Here is a 19,033-nt window from a genome sequence, read left to right on the forward strand (position 1 = left end):
CTCTCATGAAAGCTCCGGTTTTCCGTGATGGCGATGCCGATGCCGACGTCGTGATCGTCGGTTCGGGCGTCGTCGGTGCATTGATCGCCCACCAGCTGGTGCGCGCCGGTAAATCCGTGCTTGTGCTCGAGGCCGGGCCGCGCCTGAATCGCGCCGACGTGGTCGAAAACTGGCGCAACGTCAGCTTCGAACGACGCATCGGCAGCGATTTCCAAGGCCCGTTCCCGCAATCGAAATTCGCGACGGCGCCACTGTATTTCCCCGCCAACGATTACGTCGGCCTGACCGGCCCCGATGCCAGCAGCTTCCACCAGGGCTTCATCAAGGCGGTTGGTGGCACGACCTGGCACTGGGCTGCCTCCTGCTGGCGCCATCTTCCGGTCGATTTCAAAATGCAGTCCGCCTACGGGGTCGGGCGCGATTGGCCGATCAGCTACGAGGACATCGAGCCGTATTACTGCCGCGCGGAGGAAGCCATGGGCGTCTCCGGGCCGAACGATCCCGCGCAGCAGAGCCCTTCGGAGCGCTCCAAGCCGTACCTGGCCGACATGATTCCGTGGGGCAACGGCGATAAGGTATTCGCCGAGGTGGTCAATCCGCACGGCTACAACCTGGTGCCGATTCCGCAGGGGCGCATGATCAAGCCCTGGAACGATCGCCCCGCGTGCTGTGGCAACAACAACTGCCAGCCGATCTGCCCGATCGGGGCGATGTACAACGGCGTCCATACCGTGCAGGCCGCCGAAGCGCTGGGCGCCAAGGTGCTGGCCGAAGCGGTGGCGTACAAGATCGACACCGATGCGCAGAACCGTGTCACCGCCATCCACTGGTATGACAGCGACAAGGTCAGCCACAAGGCCACCGGCCGCAGTTTCGTGATCGCCTGCAATGCGCTGGAGACGCCGCGTCTGCTGCTGCTGGCCGCCAATGAGCAGAACCCGAACGGCATCGCCAATTCGTCCGATCAGGTCGGCCGCAACATGCTGGACCACTCCGGCTTCCACTGCTCCTTCATTGCCGACCGCCCGATCTGGCTGGGGCGTGGCCCGGCGCAGTCCAGCTGCATGGTCGGGCCGCGTGACGGCGCGTTCCGGTCGGAATACTCTGCGACCAAGATCATCCTCAACAACATCAGCCGGGTGGCGATCGCCACCGACCAGGCACTGAAAATGGGGCTCGCCGGTGAGGCGCTGGACGCGGAAATCCGACGCCGCGCGATCTACGGGGTGGATCTGTCGATCAGCCTGGAGCCGCTGCCCGACCCGAGCAACCGGCTGACGCTGTCCACGACCCGCGTCGATGGCCATGGCCTGGCCTGCCCGGACATCCATTACTCGCTGGGCGACTACGCGCGCAAAGGCTACGACAAATCCTGCGAGCAGCTGCGGCACATCGGCACGCTGTTCAACGCCGAAGAGTTCGTGATCACCACGGCGCTCAATGCCAACAACCACATCATGGGCTCGACCATCATGGGCGCGGATCCGCGCGATTCCGTGGTCGACGGCGATTGCCGCGCGCATGATCACCCAAACCTGTGGCTCCCAGGTGGCAGCGCGATGGTGTCGGCCAGCGTCGTCAACAGCACCCTGACCATGGCCGCGCTGGCCCTGCGTGCGGCCGATGCCATCGAGCGTGCCGTATGAAGGCCTTTCTGCTCATCGCATTGGGCCTGTTGGCTGGCGTCAGCCACACTGCGCGCGCCGATGACACCATCGAACGTGGGCGCTACCTGTCCGTGGCCGCGGACTGCGTGGCGTGCCACACCAGCCCGAAGCAGGGCAAGCCCTACGCCGGCGGTTACGCGATCGCCTCGCCGCTGGGTGAGATCTGGGCGAGCAACATCACTCCGTCCAAGTCCCACGGCATCGGCAACTACACGGAGGCCGATTTCGCCCAGGCCGTACGCGAAGGTGTACGCAAGGACGGCGCCCACCTCTATCCGGCGATGCCGTACACCTCCTACGCCAAGCTGACCGACGAGGACATCCACGCGCTGTACGTCTATTTCATGCAGGCGGTCGCACCGGTCGATGAGGAAGCACGTGCCACCGAACTGCCATTCCCCTTCAGCGTGCGCTCGTCCATGGCGGTGTGGAATCTGCTGTTCCTGGACAAGACCCCGTTCAAACCGGATCCGGCACAGAGCGCGCAGTGGAATCGGGGTGCCTACCTGGTGGAAGGGTTGGCGCACTGCTCCAGCTGCCACAGTCCACGCGGGTTGATGATGCAGGAGGTGGGCGGTAAAGCCTTCGCCGGTGGTTCGCTGGGCGATTGGTATGCGCCCAACATCACTTCGCACCCGATCAGCGGGATCGGCGGGTGGACCGATGACGAACTGGCCCAGTACCTGAAGACCGGTCGGGTTGAGGGCAAGGGGCAGGCCGGTGGCGGTATGGCCGAAGCGGTGACGAACAGCCTCTCCAAACTGCGCGATGAAGACATCCGTGCCATCGTGACTTACCTGCGCACCGTGCCTGCCGTGGCCGACAAGGACGCCACGCGTGCGGCCTTTGCCTGGGGTGACCCCACCGCGGCGCCGGGCGAACAACCGGTGCGTGGCACCGATGCACCCCTGGCTTCCGGTGCAGTGCTGTATTCCGGGCTGTGCGCAAGCTGCCATGGCCCCAAAGGGGAGGGCAGCAAGGACGGCTATTACCCCTCGCTGGTGCACAACAGCACCGTCGGCATGACCCGGCCGCAGAATCTGGTGGCCACCATCATCGGCGGCATCGACCGCGAGGTGGACGGCCAGCACGTAGTGATGCCGCACTTTTCGGAAGGCTCGTACGTGCAGGCGCTGAGCGATGCCGATGTCGCGGCGGTCGCGAGCTATGTGCGGACCAGCTTTGGGCCCGGTGACCAGGTCACGGAAGCCCAGGTCGCGCTGATCCGCGATGGCGGTGAGAAACCGCTGCTGGCCAAGATCGCGCGCCTGTGGCTGCCGCTGCTCATCCTCGGGCTTGCGGCGTTCGTGGTGGTGATCCTGATGGTGCGACGCGCCTGGAAGAAACGCAGGCTGCGGAGGGCCTCGACATGAAACACACCCCTTATCTGATCAGCCTCGGGCTGATGGCGATCGCCGCCAGCCTACCGGCCTGGGCCGCCGCCAGCGATGCGCCCACGCCCAAACCGGTGGACACCATTGCCCAGACCCCGCTCAGCGCGGACTGGGCGGCCCGGATCTGGCTGCAGGACCGGGGCGTGACGCCGAGCGCCCGCATCGTGATTGCCACGGGCGTCAACAGCGACGGCTACAAGGGCACCGGCTGGTCCACCGCCGAGCACGTTGATTTCGGTGCCATGATCGATACCGGCAAGGCCTTCGGCTTCGACGGCACGATGCGGGTGGTGTTCTCCGACCGCTTCGGCAATGCGGTCAATGACCGCTCGACCGGTTCCTACGTGCAGAACCAGGCGTTCTATGGCCAAGGGCAGAACCTGCGCTTCAACGAACTCTCCTACGAGCGCTGGCTGCTGGACAAGCGGCTGAGCCTGAAGGGCGGCTTCTACTCGATGGGCAACGACTTCGGCGGCTTGCCGTACACCTGCAATTTCAACAACAACGGCCAGTGCGGGCATCCGCTGGGGCCGATCTACAGTTCCGGCTGGCTGGACAACCCGACCGGCCAGTGGGGCATGCGGGTGAAGTGGGCCGATCCCTCAGGCTGGTACGCACAGACCGGCATTTACGATGTCGTGCCGATGCGAAAGCAGGAGGGCAGTGGCTTCCGCGTGTCCGACCGCGGCAAGACCGGCCTGTTCCTGCCCGTGGAAGTGGGCTACAGCCACGGCAACACCGGCGAGCATTACGGCGGTGCCTACAAGGCCGGCTACTACCTGGATACCTCCAACGCCGACGACATCGGCAATCCGGCCGCGCCGCGCGCTTCGCATCGCAGCGGTTCGTACATCCAGCTGGCGCAGCGCGTGCTGAAGCCCGAAGGCGACACCGTGCGCGGCCTGTCGGTATTCGGCGTGGCCACGCGTGCCGATGCCAAGACCGGACTCATGCGGTATTCGTGGGAAGCCGGCCTGAGTTGGCGCGGTGTGGTGGCCTCACGCGAGGATGATGTGCTCAGCCTGGCGTGGACCCGGCTGGACATCTCCGACCGCCTTGCCCAGTACCAGCGCATCACCGGCAAGGACGTGCAGAGCAACGAGCAGTTCGTGGAGCTCAATTACGGTGTGCAGGTGACCCCGTGGCTGATCATGCGGCCTGCGGTGCAGTATGTGGCCCGGCCGGGGGCGTATGAGAGCCGGCCGGACAGCTGGGTGTTCACGCTGCAGGCGCAGGCGACGTTGTGATCACGCGGGACGGTCGTCCAATGCACGCACGCTCCACATCCGGGTGCCTAAAGTGATGCCCACACCATCGAGGCTGGCACGCGTGAATCCGCAGACGACCGTTTCCCCACCGTTTCCCCGCCGCGCGATGCCCGACAGCTGCCACTTCGACCTGCTGGATGTGAGCGCGCTGCAGGATCCCTGCAGCGGCCGCATCGTTCACCTGTATTCGATGGTGGCGCGCTGCCTGTCGTGTGAGGTGATCTTCAAGGCGCAGGAAGGCGCTGGTTTTGTCAGCAACGCGGCCGCGCGGGTACTGCGTTGCCCCACCGGCTGCGGCGAGCAGTCGCTGAAAGCCGCCACCCTGCGCCAGTGGACGCCGAACGCCGCCTGAGACGGATGTAGCGTCACGGCAGCCCGACGACACGGTTGCACCGTTAGCGCATCAGCATCGCTACAGCAGCAGCAACGCCGCGATCAGCGCCGGCGGCATCACCAGTACCCCCAGTTTGAAGAACTGCAGGGCGCTGACGTTCTCGCCCTCCCGCCGCAGCGCGACCAGCCACAGCATCGTGGCGAGCGAGCCGGTGATCGACAGGTTCGGCCCGAGATCCACGCCGATCAGCAGCGCCGCGCGCGTCTGCGCCGGCAAATCAGCCATCTGCCCCAGTGATCCGGCGACCAGCCCGATGGGCAGGTTGTTGGCCAGATTGCTCGCCATGGCGGCGGCAATGCCCGCAGCCCAGCCGGCCTCGCTCGGCGAGGTTCGTGCGAGTGCTTCCAATGTGTGCGCGGCCGTGCGGATCACGCCGGTCTGCGCGACGGCTTCCACCAGCACGAACAAGCCTGCCACCAGCGGGAGCACCCCCCAGGCGACGTGCCGCAGTATCGGCATGGCACTGCGACGCTGGCGCAGGCGAACCGCCGCCAACGTGAGCGCACCGGCGCAGAAGGTGGTCAAGCCGAGCGGGCCGTTCATCGCCGAGGTCGCCAGCAGCACGATGCCGGTGAGCCCGACACCGATGGCGCACAGGCGACCGCCCTCGGACAGGGCGCGGTGCTCGATCCGCTCCGCCAGCGGGTGCGCGATCTCACGGCGCTGAGCCAGGCGCAGCACCAGGTACGTCATCGCGATCGCGGCCAGCGACGGCAGGCTGAACTGCCGCAGCCACTCCGGCAGCGAGGGCATGTGGCTGCCGAACACCACCAGGTTGGCGGGGTTGGAGATCGGCAGCACGAAGCTGGCTGCGTTGGCGATGAACGCGCAGACGAACAGGTAGGGCAGGGGATTGGCGCGGGCCGCTTTGCAGGCCGCGTAAACCGCCGGTGTGAGCACCACGGCGGTGGCGTCGTTGGACAGGAAAATGGTCACCAGCGTGCCGACCAGGAAGACCAGGTCAAACAGGCGCCGTCCAGACCCCTTGGCATGCTGGACGGCATACATGGCCAGCCAGTCGAACAGGCCTTCGTGACGCGCCAGCTCGGCCAGCACCATCATGCCGATCAGGAACAGGTAGACATCGCCGCCTTCAGCGACCGCCGCGATGGCCGTGGGGATGGGCACCAGCCCGGTCGCGACCAGCAGCACGGCAGCGCCCAGTGCCCAGACATACTCGGGGATCCGCCAGGGACGGAAGATGACGCCGCTGGTGGCAACGGCGGTCACTATCCAGATGATCAGGGAGGGTGTGGGGACGTGCATGGAGGGGTTGCTTGGGCACACAGCTTGGCGAACGCGACATCATACCCAGCGGACGAGGGGATCACGCCTGCGCGCCCAGATGAAGCACCCTGGATACGTCGCGTTTGCCAACGCGTTAAAATGGCCCACCGCCGACGCCGTTCCAAGGCCCATCGCAATGCCTTACGCCACCCGCGACGCGATCCAGCGTCTGCGCGACCAGATCCCCACCTTCCGCTGCATCGTGGGGTGTACGGACTGTTGTGGCCCGGTCACCGCCTCCAGCGAAGAAGTGGCGCGGCTGCCGGTCAAGAGCGATGCCGAGCACGCTGCCGCGCTGGCGGACCTGAGCTGTCCCTATCTGGGCAAGCAGGGCTGTGAGGTCTACGAAGAACGTCCCTTGATCTGCCGCATGTTCGGGACGACTCCGAGCCTGCGCTGCCCCAACGGCCAGCGGCCGGTCTACATGCTGGATGAATCGGTGGAGAAAGAGATCCATCACTTCCTGCGCAGCACCCGGCAGGTGCTCATCTAGCAGCGCGAGGCCTCCAGCGAGGCCCAGGATCAGTTCGACCTGCGGGCACCCAGCCGCCATATCGCCAGACCCCCGTACAGCACCAGCAGCGCGAGCAATGTCCAGAGCTCGTGGCTGACTTCACCCAGGCGGGCATCCATCTGATTCAACCGCACCATCAGGTTGATGCCGGGGGTGGTGGGCAGCAGGTGCGCCAGCGCGACCAGCGCCGGCGGCGAAGTGACCGCCGGCCAGGACAGGTTGGCCAGGAAGAACAACGGTATCGAGCAGGCGATCACGACCTGGAACGCACGCTCGCGGGTAGCGAAGAAACTGCCGACGAACAAACCGAATGCCACCGTGGCGGCGATGAACAAGGTGCCGCCCAGCAGCTGCCCGAGTGGATTACCACCGCGCGGGTAATCCTGCACCCACGCGGTGAAACCGGCGTAATAGAGCAGCCCGAGCAGGCCGATGGCACCGAAGCCCACCGCCATGCCGGCCAATGTGGGCAGATCGAAACGCAGGCGCCGACCCAGCGCCAACCGCCGGGCGCCAAGCAGCACGCCGATGCCCATCAGCAGCGTCTGATGCACGATCAGCTCGGCCACGCCGGGCACGATGGCGCTGCCGTACCCTTCCTGCGTGTTGAAGAGCGGCCGCTGCACCAACGTGATCGGCGGTGCCTGGGGTGCCCCCATGAACGCCGCCTGGGACACGGCCGCCTCGCGCGCGAACGCGGTCAGGGCCTCGGCCACGCCGCCGAGCACCCAACTGGCGCGGCCAAGGTAGGCACCGTTGCCCATCAACACCAGATAGCCGTGGCCGCCGCGCAGGACGTCCCGTTCAAGGTTGGCCGGAATCAGCAGAATGCCCTCGGCCCTGCCGGCCTCCATCTCGTCGCGGGCCTGGTCGATGCTGGCCGGCTGATCCACGATGCGTACCGTGTGCAGCGCGTCCACCCGGCGCAGCAATTCCCGACTGGTGGCGCTCTGATCATGGTCGACCACCACGATGGGCAGGTTGCTGGCCACCTGGTGGCGGTAGGCGGCCGGGTAGAAGAACGAGTACAGCACTACCGCGCCGACCATGAGCACGACGGCATAGCGATCGGTAAGCACCGTGCGCAGGGTCAGGCGCAGGCTGTCGACGAAGCGGTTCATGCGCGGGTCTCGCGCGGTGCACCCGGCAGCACCGGATCGGCGTTGCGCGCGGCCGCCATCAATCGCCAGCCACCGATGCCACCGGCCACCAGCACCATCAGCAGCAGCGTGCCCAGCGGCCACAGCGAGACACTCCACGGCGCGCCGACGAACTGCTGCTGGGTCTGCAGCTTTACGTAGGCGGTCAGCGGCAGCAGGAGATTCCAGACCCGGGTGAACAGCGGCGCATCGACCACCGGGAAGGTGGCCCCGGAAAACGCCAGCGCGGTACCGATGCTCAAGCCGATCGCCGACAGTGACGTGCCCATGTCCCGGGTGAGCCCGACGAACAGCAGGGCCACCGCCGCGCAGGCCAGGTAGAACAGCGGTTGCCCCAACATCAGCAGCAGGGCACTGCCGGCGATGCCGTCGCCACGGAGCAGGGCAAGGTAAAGCACCCCGAGCGCACCGTAGACCGAGAACAGCAGCACGTACGGCACGACCTTGCCGGCGATCGCCGACCATGGGGCATCGCCGAGCCATTCGCGCAGGTGCCCGTCACGCACTTCGCGCCCCAGACTGGCCGCGACCGTCAATGCCAGCCCCAGCGACAGCACGGCCGGGAACAGCAAGGGCAGCAGGAACAACTCATAGCTGCGCGCCGGGTTGTGCAGGATGTCCGACTGCACCGCGATCGGCGGCGCGCGCAGCTTGCCCGGGCCCACCTGCTTGCCGATGCGCTCGCCCAGCAGCCGCGCATTCCAGGCGCTGACCGCTTCGACGATATCGCGCACGGCCGATTGGCCGGTGGTGAGGTAGGTGGCGTTGTAGTACGCGAACACCGTGCCCTGTTCGCCGCGCAGTGCCTGCCGCGTGGCATCGCGCGGCACCAGTACGACTGCAAAGACGTCCAACCGGCGCAGCTGCGATTGCGCCTCGGCCAGGCTGGACGGCTGGCTGGCCACGCTGACGCCGGGACTGGCATCGAGCATGCGGGCCAGCTGTCTGCTTTCCGCGCTGCGGTCCAGGTCGACGATGGCGATGGGGATATCGCGCATCACCGAGGCGGCAAACAGCCAGGCCATCACGCCCAGCATCAGCGCCGGCAGCAGGGTGATCAGCAGCAGATCGGCACGATCGCGGCGCAGGTGCTGAAGCTCGCGCTGGAACGACGCCGCAGCGCTCGCCCACACCGGCCGGGTCATCCCTGCGGCCACCCGAACAACACGCTCATCCCGGGGCGGAAGCCTTCCACCGGGGCGACTGGGCGCAGCCGGATTTCGAAGCTGCGCACGTCATACCCGGAGGACTGCCGGGTGGCACGCCACGTGGCGTAGTCACCGGCGGGATTGATGAAATACACCTCGAATTCCGCATCACGATCCAGCGCGGGCACCGTGCCACGCAGACGGGCGCCGACCTTCAGGCCCCGCATCTGCGATTCGCGCAGGTTCACCGAGACCCACATGCGGTCGATGTCGACCAGCGTGAAGACCGGGTAGCCGGCCGGCACCAGCTCGCCGATATCCGACATGCGCTTGTTGATCTCGCCGGCCACGGGCGCGCGGCCATTGACCTCCTCGCGGGCGGCGTTCACTTCGGCAACCGCGCCCTGCGCCTGGCGAACCTGACCCTGTGCGGCGCGCTTGTCCTGGTCGCGTGCGCCCGCCAGTGCCTGGTCGTACTGGGCGCGTGCGGCATTGGCCAGCTCGCGCGAGCTGCGCGCCTGGGCCAGTGCTTCGTCACGTTTCTGGCGGGTCATCACCCCTTCGTTGAAGAGGTTCTGCACGCGCTGATAGGTCGCATCGGCCAGGGTGGCACCGGCCTCGGCACGTTTCCAGTTGGCCTGCGCGGCGCGGATGTCCTCGCTGCGCGCGCCTTCATCGGCTTTGTCGGCCACCGCACGCGCCGCTTCGAGTGCACCGTGCGCCTGTTCCTCCTTGGCAGCGACTTCCGGGCTGTCCAGCACGAACAGCACCTGACCGGCGGCGACCCGGTCACCCTCGCGTACCTTCAGCTCGGCCAGCCGCGCGGTGATCTTCGCGGCCACGTTGATGGTGTCGGCGTCGGCCATGCCCTGCAACTGTTCGGCCGGGGTGCGCCAGGCCAGCCACAGCCCGACCACCACCACGATCGCCAGCACCAGCCCGATGAGGAGGCCGACCTTGCGTTTTTTCGGCGGCGGCGCGTCGGCCGGTGCCTGCAATGTGTCATTCATGCGTGATCACCTCGTCGCCCCGGCGGCGGAATTCTTCATATCGGTCCATCTGTCCACTGATCTCCAACAGCTGGGCCAGCGCCACGTCATATTGATAGGCAGCCTGTGCGCGTTCCACCTGCGCGCCGCCCAGCCCCAGGCGTGCATCGATCACATCCAGCGAGGTGGCCTGGCCCTCGCGGAAGGCCAGCTCCTGCAGGCGCAGGTTTTCGCGGTTCTGTTCGATGCTGCTGTCCAGCAGCAGGTACTGCTGGCGGGCGGTATCCAGTTCGTACCAGGCCTTGCGCACGCCCAGCGTCACCTGGTTCTCGGCCTCGCGCAGGCCGGCTTCGGCCTGATCCTGCTGCGCGCGGGCGGCGCTGATCTGGGCGGGGCGCGAGGTGGGGGAGAGGAAGGTGTACTTCAAGCCGATGCCGAATGCCCAGTCCGGGTCGGTGAGCATCTCGTCGCGGCGGCGGAAATCGTACTGGCCGAACAGGAAGATGGTTGGCTTGAGCTTGGCCTGCTGCACACGCACGCCTTGTTCGGCCTGCGCCACCACGGCCCGCAGCCGGGCAATCTGCGGCTGCCGGGCCTGTGCATCGCGTTCGAAGGTGGGCAGCGCACCGATCGGCGCGCGATGCACGAACAGAGGCGACAGCGGCCGGACTTCACCGCCGCTGCGCAACAGCGTGGCCAGTGCCGCTTTCAGGGTCTGCAGATCATTCAGCGATTTCTGATACTCGCGCTCGGCCTTGTCGCGGGCCACGTTGGCCTGCAGCCGCTGGGCGCGGGTGGCGAAGCCCTCGCGTTCCAGCTTCATCGCATCATCAAGGTGACGCTGCAGCCCATCGCGCACCTCGCGGCGCACGTCTACGGCCTGCTCGGCAAGACGCTGGCCGAAATAGGCCTGGACCAGCTGCACGCTCAGCGACTGGCGCTGCGATTCGCGCTCGGCGCTGGCCTGGTCGGTCGCGCCTGCCGCGGCCTGCTGGGCGGCAGGGATCAACCCACCGGTGTACAGCGGCAACACCGCAGTGACCACCGGGCGGGTGCGCCAATCGCGCTCGGTGAACTGCAGCGGCGAGTCGATACCGAACGCCTCGGCCACCGGGGCCAGCGAACCGAGGGGCAGGGTCAGCGTCTTCTGGAACTGCAGGCGGCGCACTTCACCGGTGATCTCCGGCAGGCGCAGCAGCCGGGTGGCGTCCTGCAGGTCCTGCTTGTTGCGCACCGACGCGTCCGCGGCGGCCAAGGCATCGGAGACCTGCTCCAGCCGCTGGTGCGACTGTTGCCAGTCCAATGCCGGGATTGCAGCGCCGTCGGGCGCGACCTGGGCGGCTGCAAACGCACTGCAGAGGATCAGGGGGAGACTGGTAAGTCCTTTTAACGCGCGCGTTGGCGGCCATTGCCGGCTCACGAGGGGGCAGCTCCATGGGGGTGTGACGGCAAGAGGGTAGTGTGCGCCGCGTGAAGTGCGGGTCTTCACACATGTCGGTACCCTTGTTGTCTTTGCCCATCAATGGACTGACCGTGGACAAGCGCTACATCACTGCAGGCACGTTGGCCGTCATTATCTACCTCGCCGCCACAACTGCATCGGCACAGCCCATGTTGGACGAGAGCTGCACCGTGGCCAATGCCCGGGTCAGCCTGGCTAGACTGCATTGCAAAGCGGAGAACGCCAACGCGTGCGGATGCCGGTGGCCGGTCGTATCCGGATGCCGGTGAAGTTCGAGATCGGCGGGCGGCAGAGGCCCGTCGACACCATGCACATCCCGGCGATTCCGCCCGCCGAATAAGGCGATCAGCCCGGCATTGATACCGCCATCGTCGTTGCCCCCGTGCGATCTGCGCGCTCAGCCTCGCCCCAAACGACAGCGGGGTGGCGCACCGCACATTGACAATTCTCCCATCAGGACGTTTATATCCCATTCGGGATGATTGCCTGCCGCATGGGTCAGTCCTCCCTTGAACGCTCCCCGGGCCGGATCCGCGGGGCGGCACGCGCTTCAGTACGCCATTCAAGAGAGCACGACATGACAGCAGTAAAGGGTTGGCGGCGGTTTTGGCGATGGGTGAAGTGGATCCTGCTGGGTCTGCTCGCGCTCGTGATCCTTCTCACCCTGGTCGGGGTGGTGTACGAGGCGCTGGCGCGCCGCAATGCAGAGGTGGACCACCCGCTGCGCGGCCAGATGGTCGATATCGGCGGACGCCAGATGCATATCGAGTGTCGCGGCAGTGGCACCCCGACCGTGATCTTCGAGTCCGGCCTCGGCACGGGCGGCACGATGGACTGGACCCGGGTGCACGACCGGATCGCCGGCTTCACCCGCGCCTGTGCCTACGACCGCGCCGGCATCATGCGCAGCGATGCGAAGGACACCCCGCAGCGTGCGTCGGCCGTGGCCGATGACCTGCATGCCCTGTTGAAAGGGGCGGGCATCACCGATCCGCTGGTGCTGGTCGGCCACTCCATCGGCGGGCCGTACACCCGCACCTATGTGGGGCGCTACGGCGAGCAGGTTGCCGGGCTGGTGATGGTCGACCCCTCGCACCCGGATCAGATCGCCCGGCTCGGCAGCGTGGTGAGCATCGATGTCCACCCGAAGAAGGTGTCGCTGTTGATGCATACGGCCACCACACTATCGCGGACCGGCCTGGTGCGCTTCCTGTTCTCGCGCGCCGATCATGGCCCACGCCCGAAGGATGAGGCCGCGGAGATCACTGCCTTCTCCAGTGCCTCGGTCACGGGCGCGACCGCTGAACTCGACGGCTTCGACAGCACCATGGACGATGCCCGCGCGGTCACGTCGTTTGGCGACCGCCCGGTGATCGTGCTGACCGCGTTGAAACCGTTCAAGCCCGACGAGCTGAAGAAGATGGGCCTGACGGCGGAGGAGGGCGCGCGGTTCAAGCAGGAATGGCGCACCCTGCATGCCGAGCAGGCAGCCCTGTCCAGCCGTGGGCAGCAACAGATCGTGAGCGATTCCGGTCACTACATCCAGATCGATCAGCCTGACCGCGTCGTGGATGCGGTTCGCGAGGTCGTGGATGACGTGCGTGCGCAGGCGCGCACCGACAAGGAGATGCAATGATGAAGCGCACCCTGCTCTGGGCGGGCGTATCGATGCTGTTCGCCGCCAATGCGGCCGCCGCCGACTATGACCTGGTGATCCGCGGTGGACGCGTCCTCGACGGCGCCGGCAATCCGTGGGTCCGTGCCGATGTGGCGGTCAAGGAGGGGCGCGTGGTCCGGGTGGGTCAGGTCCCCGGGCAGGGCACCCGCGAGATCGACGCGACGGGGCGCTATGTGTCGCCCGGCTTCATCGACATGATGGATCAATCCGGCGCGGCGCTGCTCAAGGATGGCGCGGCGGAGAACAAGCTGCGGATGGGCGTGACCACGCTGATCGGCGGCGAGGGCGGACCGCCGGTGCCTGCGGCGGGCATGCCGGGCTACTTCAAGCAGCTTGAAACCCAGGGTATCGCGGTCAACTTCGGCACGTACTACTCCTCCACCCAGGCCCGCGTGCATGTCATGGGCGATGCCGCCGGTGCGCCGACCAGCAAGCAGCTGGATGCCATGGGCGAGCAGGTGAAGATCGCGATGGAGGCCGGCGCGTTCGGTATCTCCAGCGCCTTGATCTATGCACCCAGCAGCTTTCAGAGCACCTCGGACCTGGTCTCGCTGGCCAAGGTGGCCGCGCAATGCGACGGCTTCTACGCCACGCATATGCGTGATGAGAGCGAGGGCGTGGTCAAGGCGATCGAGGAAGCGATCGAGATTGGTGAGAAGGGCGGGGTCAAGGTGGAGATCTTCCACTTGAAGGCTGCCTATGCGCCGGAGTGGGGCAAGCTGATGCCGCAGGCATTGGCGACGATCAATGCCGCGCGGGACCGTGGCGTCGATGTAGCCGCCGATCTGTATCCGTACACCGCCGGCGGCACCGGGCTGGAAATCATCGCACCGAGCTGGGTCTGGGCCGACGGGCTTGAGAAAGGTATCGAGCGCGTGCGCGATCCCAAGGTGCGCGAGCGCATGAAGAAGGAGGTCGCCGCCGGTTCGATGCCGGGCTGGTCGAACCTGGTGCATGCATCGGGTGGCTTCCAGAACGTGCGCCTGGCCAACAGCTTCAGTGACAAGTACCGTCGCTTCCATGGCAAGACGCTGGCCGAGATCGGTGCCGAGCTGAATCTGGATCCGGCCGATGCGGCCTGGGACATCGCGCTTGAAGGGCTGCCCAATCGGGCGGTCGCGCTGTATTTCATGATCAGCGAAGAGGATGTGCAGCTCGCGCTGCGCCAACCCTGGGTCAGCATCGGCAGTGATGCCGCCGCGGCGGTGAACTACGGCAGCGACGGTGCCATCGGCCTGCCGCACCCGCGCGCGTACGGCACTTTCCCACGCATCCTCGCCGAGTACGTCAAGCGGCGCCATGTGCTGACGCTGGAAGACGCGGTCCGCAAGATGACCAGCTGGCCCGCACAGCGGATGGGGTTGAGCGATCGCGGGTTGATCCGCGAGGGCATGCGCGCCGATATCGTGCTGTTCGATCTGGACACGCTGGACGATGTGGCGAGCTGGGATGCGCCCGCCGGCGCGCCGACCGGCATCGAAACCGTGATCGTCAACGGTGTGGTGAGCTTCGAGGGCGGCAAGCACACCGGCGCCCGGGCGGGCTCTGCGCTGCGCCACCCATGCCGCGCGCGGTGATCCACGTGCGCGCCTCAACAGACACAGGACACACCTCATGATCCGACACGCCTCCGGCTGGAGTCTTCTCTCTCTGGCGCTCGCCGCCTCCGCGCCGGCACTGGCCGCCGCACCACCGATCACCAGCGCGGAGGATCTGGGCACCGCGGTCTCGGCACAGATCGCCTGCGCCGGCATTTTCGTGGCCAACCGCGCTGAGGCCGACGTGCTGCGCGATGACATCCACGCACTGGCGCCGTTCACCAGGACGGTGGCGCTGGCGGTCGATCGCAAGGCAGGCACGGTCACCGCCTCCGCGCCTGGTACGGCCACCCGGACGGCGTTGCATCGCCCGGCGGTCGGCTGCACGCTGACCGCGGGCGACGTGCCGCTCACCGCGCTCAAGGCCCAGGCGGCCCAGCTCACGCCACTATCGCCACTGGCGGCGCGGCCGTGGCCGCAGGGCGACCGCCCGGTGCCGGCGCTGCAGGCCGCCGCAGAAGCGAAGCTCGACCGTGCCGCACTGGACGCGGCCGTGAGTGCGGCCTTCGATGAGCAGAACGTGGGCGGTTACCCGGACACCCGTGCGATCGTAGTGGTGCAGGGTGGGGCGATCGTTGCCGAGCGTTACGCGCCCGGCTTCAACCAGAACACCCGCATGCTGGGCTGGTCGGCCACCAAAAGCATCATGGGCACGCTGGTTGGCCTGCTGGTGGATGACGGCGTGCTCAAGCTGGATGACCCCGCTCCGGTGCCGGAATGGAAGGGCGAAGCCGATCCACGTGGCGCGATCACACTGCGCCAGTTGCTGACGATGTCGAGCGGGTTGGCCTTCGTCGAGAGCTACAAGCCCGGCAACGAATCGATCAAGATGCTGTTCGAAGCCGGTGACATGGGCGCGCTGGCCGCCGCGATGCCGCTTGAACATGCGCCAGGCACGCACTGGAGCTATTCCTCGGGCACGACCAACATCCTGTCGCGGATCGTCTTCGAGGCCACCGGCGGCACTCTGGAGGGCATGACCCGATTTGCACAGACACGGTTGTTCGAGCCGGCCGGCATGCGCAGCGCGCTGATCGAGCCGGATGAGTCCGGTGTGCTGGTCGGCAGCTCCTATGGATATGCAACGGCGCGGGATTGGGCACGCTATGGGCTGCTGCATCTGAACCACGGCGAGGCCGGTGGCAAGCGGCTGCTGTCGCCGGAATGGCTCCAGTTCGCGGTGACGCCCACGCCGGCATCAACGCGCCCCTCCTACGGCGCGCAGCTGTGGTTGAACCGGCCCGCGGCTGCAGAAGAAGGTCGAAAGGTGCTGCAGGACGTGCCACCCGATGCCTTCATGGCGATGGGCCACAACCATCAGATCATGGCGGTGATTCCTTCGCAGGATGCGGTGATCGTGCGTCTGGGCTGGACGCCGGAAGGGCAGAAGTTCGACTGGAACAAGTATCTGTCGCAGATCGCGGCCGCACTTGCACCGGCCCCGGTACCTGCGAAGTAATCCGTAACGCGTCACGAGGGAGGGGGCGCCGGACACGGCGCCCATTGACAGTTCTCTTTCCGGAGAACTAATGTCTCAATGTGAGAATTACTCACCTTGAGGCAGGGAAACCAGATGTACTCGATCAAGCTGTTGGCAACGCCCGCTGTGGCGCGTGACGTGGCCGCATCCGGAGTGAACGCCTGATGGCCCGCCTCACCCTCGGCATCGCGGTCGACGCGCTGCGCCTGGCCGCGCCGTTCCGCATCGCCAGCCACGTCTTCGACAGCCGGCTGGCCTGCCTTGTCACCCTGGATGACGGCACGCACATCGGCCGCGGTGAGGCGACCGGCGTCTATTACCTGGGCGAAGACGAGGGTCGGCAGGGATTCGTGTAAAAACGGGCCGAAAGTGAGCTAACTGCCTGTCGCAGCTGGCTTTATTGGCCGCTCCAGAAAATCGAGGGTTGGGCAGCACTCTCCCGCCGGCACTTGGGCGCACCGCGCTATTTTCTGTTCGAGATCCCTCTCCAGCTGTCGCAGCTCGCGGATTCGTAGACGGACATCGACGAGCTTTCGCTCGGTCAGCTGACGGGTCTGCTCGCAAGAACCTTCGCCTGTGATCTCTAGCAGGCCAGCGATCTCGTCGAGGCTGAATCCCATCATCTGAGCGCGCCGGATGAACTGAAGCCGATTGACATCGTTTTCGTCGTAACGACGCACGCCTCCTATGGGTCGCTCGGGTTGACGCAGCAGCCTACGCCGCTGGTAGTAGCGCACGGTTTCGACGTGCACATCGGCCGCCGCCGCCAGCCGGCTGATCGTAAACGTGTTCGGACGCACGGCTTGACTCCGTACCTAGGTACAGAGGCTAGTATGCTCTGATGCAAACAACCCCGGCCAAATCGTCTGTTCCAGCCATCGTTGGCGCGAGCATCGCCGCCATTGGCGCATCGGTCTGCTGCGTCGTGCCGCTGGTGCTGGTCCTGCTGGGCATCAGTGGCGCCTGGATCGGCACCCTGACAGCTCTCGATCCCTTGAGGCCCTGGTTCAGCGCCGCCGCCGTACTGTCCTTGGCCGTGGCGTTTTGGATGCTGTATCGACCGGCGGCACGGTGCGGTGTGGATGGCAGTTGCATCGCCCCGGACGCTCTGCGACGCAGGCGACGTTGGCTCTGGTTGGCGACAGCCCTCATCGTCCTGTTGCTGCTGTTTCCCTATTACATCGTCTGGATTCTGTAGGAGGCGCGATGCACAAGTGGATACTGGCCCTGGTGGCTGCTCTGTCGGTCGGTGCCGCTCTTGCGACGCCCGCAACCGTAGTGATGCTCGATGCTGAGAACATGACCTGTCCCGCCTGCGGCATCACCATCAGGAAGGCGCTGGAGAAGGTGCCGGGCGTGGCCGATGTGAAGGTGGACACCCGGGCTGAAACAGTCACGGTGACGTTCGAATCGAGCCAGACGGATGCAGCCGGAATCGCGCGTGCAGTCACGGAAGCAGGCTTCCCGGCCAAGGTGCGGACTGGCGGTGAGTGACGTCAAGCTGGAAAGCATCTTGACCTGCCCGGAGTGCGGCCATCGGGCGACCGAGACAATGCCCATCACAGCGTGTCAATTCTTCTATGAGTGCACGGGCTGTGGAGCGGTTTTGCGTCCGCATCAAGGCGACTGCTGTGTGTTCTGCTCGTTCGGAACAGTGCCATGTCCACCGATCCAACAGAACAATCCCTGTTGTGGTTGAACCGCGGACTCCGATAATAGTTGGACAGACAGGCTGCGAGATCGACTGTGCCACCCTGGAAAGCGCGCCGCTCAACCAGCGGTGTGCATGCGAAGTGGTCGACATCCTCCGTCTGCACGAGTCGATCCGGGGTGCCTTTCCGGAGTTCACGACTGATCCCGCCGTACACGCGCACTTATTTTCACCCTATGCCTTGTTCGTTGATCGGCCCGCGTTGGAGGCCATGGGACGAGTCGCGGCGGCGGTCTTCGACGTCGCAGGAAACCCGGGATATAGCCAACGGGTCCTGCAATGGGCCCCTGACATTGCAACCCATGATCCGGGTTCGGCGGGGGGCGTCCTGGGTCTGGACTTTCACCTGACGGTCGATGGCCCGCGGCTGATCGAGGTCAACACCAATCCAGGCGGTCTGCTCCTCAATGCCTTGTTGCTCGATGCCGTGCGGTCTTGCGCGCCGCCAGCATGGGCCACCTGGACCAACGCGGCCCAAGCGCGTGATGCGGCCGTCACGGCCTGGATGGAGGATGCTCGGCAGCAATCCGGGCGCACGCCGTCGCGCCTGGCCATCGTGGACAGCACTCCGCGAGCGCAGTTCCTTTACCCCGAGTTTGTGCTGTACGCGAACGCGTTTCGGGACCATGGCGTGGACTGCGTGATCAGCGCTCCCGAGGATTTGTCGTTTGGTTCGGACGGGCTTGAGGATGCCCACGGTCGAATCGACACTGTCTACAACCGGTTGACCGATTTCGCGCTCGAGGATGCCTCGCATGCAGACATTCGTGAGGCTTACCTGGCAGGGGACGTCGCGCTGATGCCGCATCCCCGAGCACACGCGCTGTTTGCCGACAAGCGCAACCTTGCGGTGCTCGGGGACCCGGCTCTGCTCGGCGGGTTCGGGGTCGATGCGGGTTCGACGGCACTGCTGGGCCAGGTGATCCCGCCCACGGTCGAACTCGTGCCCGCGAACCGGGATGCGTTGTGGGCAGTGCGCAACGGATATTTCTTCAAGCCTGCAGCAGGGTTTGGCAGCCGTGGGAGTTATCGGGGCGACAAGTTGACCCGGCGGACTTGGGCGTCTATGGCGTCGGCGACCTACATCGCACAGGCCTTCGCGCCACCGAGCATGCGGATCGTGCATGGGGGCCAGTCCCTCAAGGCGGATGTGCGCTGCTTCGCGTCCGAGGCGGGTGTCCTGTTGTTCGCGGCCAGGCTGTACCAGGGCCAGACCACGAACATGCGCACCCCCGGTGGTGGATTCGCAGCGGTGCTCACGTCGTCACGGATCGAGGAGTGAT

Annotated in this window: 19 protein-coding genes; 13 read left to right on the forward strand and 6 right to left on the reverse strand. The window is 66.2% G+C overall.

The genetic code is table 11. From position 1 onward, the window contains the following. Positions 1-5: 5 nt before the first annotated feature. The 4 genes from AC06E9_RS07100 to AC06E9_RS07115 all read left to right on the forward strand — a co-directional run bounded on the left by AC06E9_RS07100 (position 6) and on the right by AC06E9_RS07115 (position 4,681). Entirely contained in the window at positions 6-1,646 is a 1,641-nt protein-coding gene (locus AC06E9_RS07100) for a GMC family oxidoreductase (protein ID WP_478055786.1), read from the forward strand. Further along, positions 1,643-3,040, forward strand: coding sequence for a c-type cytochrome (locus AC06E9_RS07105; RefSeq protein ID WP_478055787.1), 1,398 nt, complete (start codon positions 1,643-1,645; stop codon positions 3,038-3,040). Before AC06E9_RS07100 ends, AC06E9_RS07105 begins: the two co-directional genes overlap by 4 nt. Next, positions 3,037-4,308 (forward strand): carbohydrate porin, encoded by a 1,272-nt coding sequence (locus tag AC06E9_RS07110; RefSeq protein ID WP_478055788.1) that lies wholly within the window; start codon positions 3,037-3,039, stop codon positions 4,306-4,308. Before AC06E9_RS07105 ends, AC06E9_RS07110 begins: the two co-directional genes overlap by 4 nt. A gap of 82 nt (positions 4,309-4,390) precedes the next feature. Continuing rightward, positions 4,391-4,681 (forward strand): hypothetical protein, encoded by a 291-nt coding sequence (locus AC06E9_RS07115; RefSeq protein ID WP_121036864.1) that lies wholly within the window; start codon positions 4,391-4,393, stop codon positions 4,679-4,681. A 60-nt stretch (positions 4,682-4,741) separates the two neighbouring features. Here AC06E9_RS07115 and AC06E9_RS07120 read toward each other — a convergent pair whose 3' ends face one another. Then, positions 4,742-5,989: an arsenic transporter gene (locus AC06E9_RS07120; protein ID WP_478055789.1), complete on the reverse strand. Its 1,248-nt coding sequence runs from the start codon at positions 5,987-5,989 to the stop codon at positions 4,742-4,744. A gap of 157 nt (positions 5,990-6,146) precedes the next feature. Between AC06E9_RS07120 and AC06E9_RS07125 the strand changes: the two genes are divergently transcribed. Next, positions 6,147-6,503 (forward strand): YkgJ family cysteine cluster protein, encoded by a 357-nt coding sequence (locus tag AC06E9_RS07125; RefSeq protein WP_282259992.1) that lies wholly within the window; start codon positions 6,147-6,149, stop codon positions 6,501-6,503. Between the two features lie 29 nt (positions 6,504-6,532). On the opposite strand, the gene AC06E9_RS07130 is transcribed toward AC06E9_RS07125, so the two are convergent. From AC06E9_RS07130 to AC06E9_RS07145, 4 genes are read right to left on the reverse strand one after another with little or no spacing between them, the layout of a single operon-like run. After that, positions 6,533-7,645 (reverse strand): ABC transporter permease, encoded by a 1,113-nt coding sequence (locus AC06E9_RS07130; RefSeq protein WP_121036862.1) that lies wholly within the window; start codon positions 7,643-7,645, stop codon positions 6,533-6,535. Then, a complete protein-coding gene (locus AC06E9_RS07135) occupies positions 7,642-8,829 on the reverse strand; it encodes an ABC transporter permease (protein WP_478055790.1) in 1,188 nt (395 codons plus the stop codon). The genes AC06E9_RS07130 and AC06E9_RS07135 overlap by 4 nt, the downstream gene beginning before the upstream one ends. Next, positions 8,826-9,842, reverse strand: a complete 1,017-nt coding sequence (locus AC06E9_RS07140; RefSeq protein WP_121036860.1) for an HlyD family secretion protein — start codon at positions 9,840-9,842, stop codon at positions 8,826-8,828. Before AC06E9_RS07140 ends, AC06E9_RS07135 begins: the two co-directional genes overlap by 4 nt. Then, positions 9,835-11,187: a TolC family protein gene (locus AC06E9_RS07145; RefSeq protein ID WP_282260069.1), complete on the reverse strand. Its 1,353-nt coding sequence runs from the start codon at positions 11,185-11,187 to the stop codon at positions 9,835-9,837. The genes AC06E9_RS07140 and AC06E9_RS07145 overlap by 8 nt, the downstream gene beginning before the upstream one ends. 712 nt (positions 11,188-11,899) lie before the next feature. Here AC06E9_RS07145 and AC06E9_RS07150 point away from each other — a divergent pair. From AC06E9_RS07150 to AC06E9_RS07165, 4 genes are all read left to right on the forward strand, one after another. After that, the gene (locus AC06E9_RS07150; RefSeq protein WP_478055791.1) at positions 11,900-12,919 is read left to right on the forward strand and encodes an alpha/beta fold hydrolase; all 1,020 of its coding nucleotides are present in this window, start codon (positions 11,900-11,902) and stop codon (positions 12,917-12,919) included. Further along, the gene (locus tag AC06E9_RS07155) at positions 12,919-14,538 is read left to right on the forward strand and encodes an N-acyl-D-amino-acid deacylase family protein (RefSeq protein WP_282259982.1); all 1,620 of its coding nucleotides are present in this window, start codon (positions 12,919-12,921) and stop codon (positions 14,536-14,538) included. Before AC06E9_RS07150 ends, AC06E9_RS07155 begins: the two co-directional genes overlap by 1 nt. A 37-nt stretch (positions 14,539-14,575) precedes the next feature. Further along, positions 14,576-16,018, forward strand: a complete 1,443-nt coding sequence (locus AC06E9_RS07160; protein ID WP_478055792.1) for a serine hydrolase domain-containing protein — start codon at positions 14,576-14,578, stop codon at positions 16,016-16,018. 185 nt (positions 16,019-16,203) lie between these two features. Then, positions 16,204-16,395 carry a hypothetical protein gene (locus tag AC06E9_RS07165; RefSeq protein WP_478055793.1) on the forward strand — a complete coding sequence of 64 codons (192 nt, stop codon included), beginning with the start codon at positions 16,204-16,206 and terminating at the stop codon, positions 16,393-16,395. Between the two features lie 18 nt (positions 16,396-16,413). On the opposite strand, the gene AC06E9_RS07170 is transcribed toward AC06E9_RS07165, so the two are convergent. After that, positions 16,414-16,839: a MerR family transcriptional regulator gene (locus tag AC06E9_RS07170; protein WP_017355167.1), complete on the reverse strand. Its 426-nt coding sequence runs from the start codon at positions 16,837-16,839 to the stop codon at positions 16,414-16,416. 41 nt (positions 16,840-16,880) lie between these two features. Here AC06E9_RS07170 and AC06E9_RS07175 point away from each other — a divergent pair, with 41 nt between their 5' ends. The 4 genes from AC06E9_RS07175 to AC06E9_RS07190 all read left to right on the forward strand — a co-directional run bounded on the left by AC06E9_RS07175 (position 16,881) and on the right by AC06E9_RS07190 (position 19,032). Continuing rightward, complete coding sequence (locus AC06E9_RS07175) at positions 16,881-17,237, forward strand: mercuric transporter MerT family protein (protein WP_017355168.1); 357 nt, start codon at positions 16,881-16,883, stop codon at positions 17,235-17,237. 8 nt (positions 17,238-17,245) lie between these two features. Beyond that, on the forward strand, positions 17,246-17,533 hold the full coding sequence (locus AC06E9_RS07180) for a heavy-metal-associated domain-containing protein (RefSeq protein WP_017355169.1): 288 nt from the start codon (positions 17,246-17,248) through the stop codon (positions 17,531-17,533). After that, positions 17,463-17,738, forward strand: a complete 276-nt coding sequence (locus AC06E9_RS07185) for a GDCCVxC domain-containing (seleno)protein (RefSeq protein ID WP_465251337.1) — start codon at positions 17,463-17,465, stop codon at positions 17,736-17,738. The genes AC06E9_RS07180 and AC06E9_RS07185 overlap by 71 nt, the downstream gene beginning before the upstream one ends. Positions 17,739-17,832: 94 nt before the next feature. After that, positions 17,833-19,032: a hypothetical protein gene (locus tag AC06E9_RS07190; protein ID WP_017355170.1), complete on the forward strand. Its 1,200-nt coding sequence runs from the start codon at positions 17,833-17,835 to the stop codon at positions 19,030-19,032. Position 19,033 lies beyond the last annotated feature (1 nt).

Source organism: Stenotrophomonas sp. Steno-Z10-BAI (genome assembly GCF_056393115.1).

Bases quoted from the DNA above. Each gene is read 5' to 3' on its own strand.
- AC06E9_RS07100 (WP_478055786.1), top strand. From the start codon at position 6: ATGAAAGCTCCGGTTTTCCGTGATGGCGATGCCGATGCCGACGTCGTG.
- AC06E9_RS07105 (WP_478055787.1), top strand. From the start codon at position 1,643: ATGAAGGCCTTTCTGCTCATCGCATTGGGCCTGTTGGCTGGCGTCAGC.
- AC06E9_RS07110 (WP_478055788.1), top strand. From the start codon at position 3,037: ATGAAACACACCCCTTATCTGATCAGCCTCGGGCTGATGGCGATCGCC.
- AC06E9_RS07120 (WP_478055789.1), bottom strand. From the start codon at position 5,989: ATGCACGTCCCCACACCCTCCCTGATCATCTGGATAGTGACCGCCGTT.
- AC06E9_RS07125 (WP_282259992.1), top strand. From the start codon at position 6,147: ATGCCTTACGCCACCCGCGACGCGATCCAGCGTCTGCGCGACCAGATC.
- AC06E9_RS07130 (WP_121036862.1), bottom strand. From the start codon at position 7,645: ATGAACCGCTTCGTCGACAGCCTGCGCCTGACCCTGCGCACGGTGCTT.
- AC06E9_RS07135 (WP_478055790.1), bottom strand. From the start codon at position 8,829: ATGACCCGGCCGGTGTGGGCGAGCGCTGCGGCGTCGTTCCAGCGCGAG.
- AC06E9_RS07140 (WP_121036860.1), bottom strand. From the start codon at position 9,842: ATGAATGACACATTGCAGGCACCGGCCGACGCGCCGCCGCCGAAAAAA.
- AC06E9_RS07155 (WP_282259982.1), top strand. From the start codon at position 12,919: ATGAAGCGCACCCTGCTCTGGGCGGGCGTATCGATGCTGTTCGCCGCC.
- AC06E9_RS07160 (WP_478055792.1), top strand. From the start codon at position 14,576: ATGATCCGACACGCCTCCGGCTGGAGTCTTCTCTCTCTGGCGCTCGCC.
- AC06E9_RS07165 (WP_478055793.1), top strand. From the start codon at position 16,204: ATGGCCCGCCTCACCCTCGGCATCGCGGTCGACGCGCTGCGCCTGGCC.
- AC06E9_RS07175 (WP_017355168.1), top strand. From the start codon at position 16,881: ATGCAAACAACCCCGGCCAAATCGTCTGTTCCAGCCATCGTTGGCGCG.
- AC06E9_RS07180 (WP_017355169.1), top strand. From the start codon at position 17,246: ATGCACAAGTGGATACTGGCCCTGGTGGCTGCTCTGTCGGTCGGTGCC.
- AC06E9_RS07185 (WP_465251337.1), top strand. From the start codon at position 17,463: ATGCAGCCGGAATCGCGCGTGCAGTCACGGAAGCAGGCTTCCCGGCCA.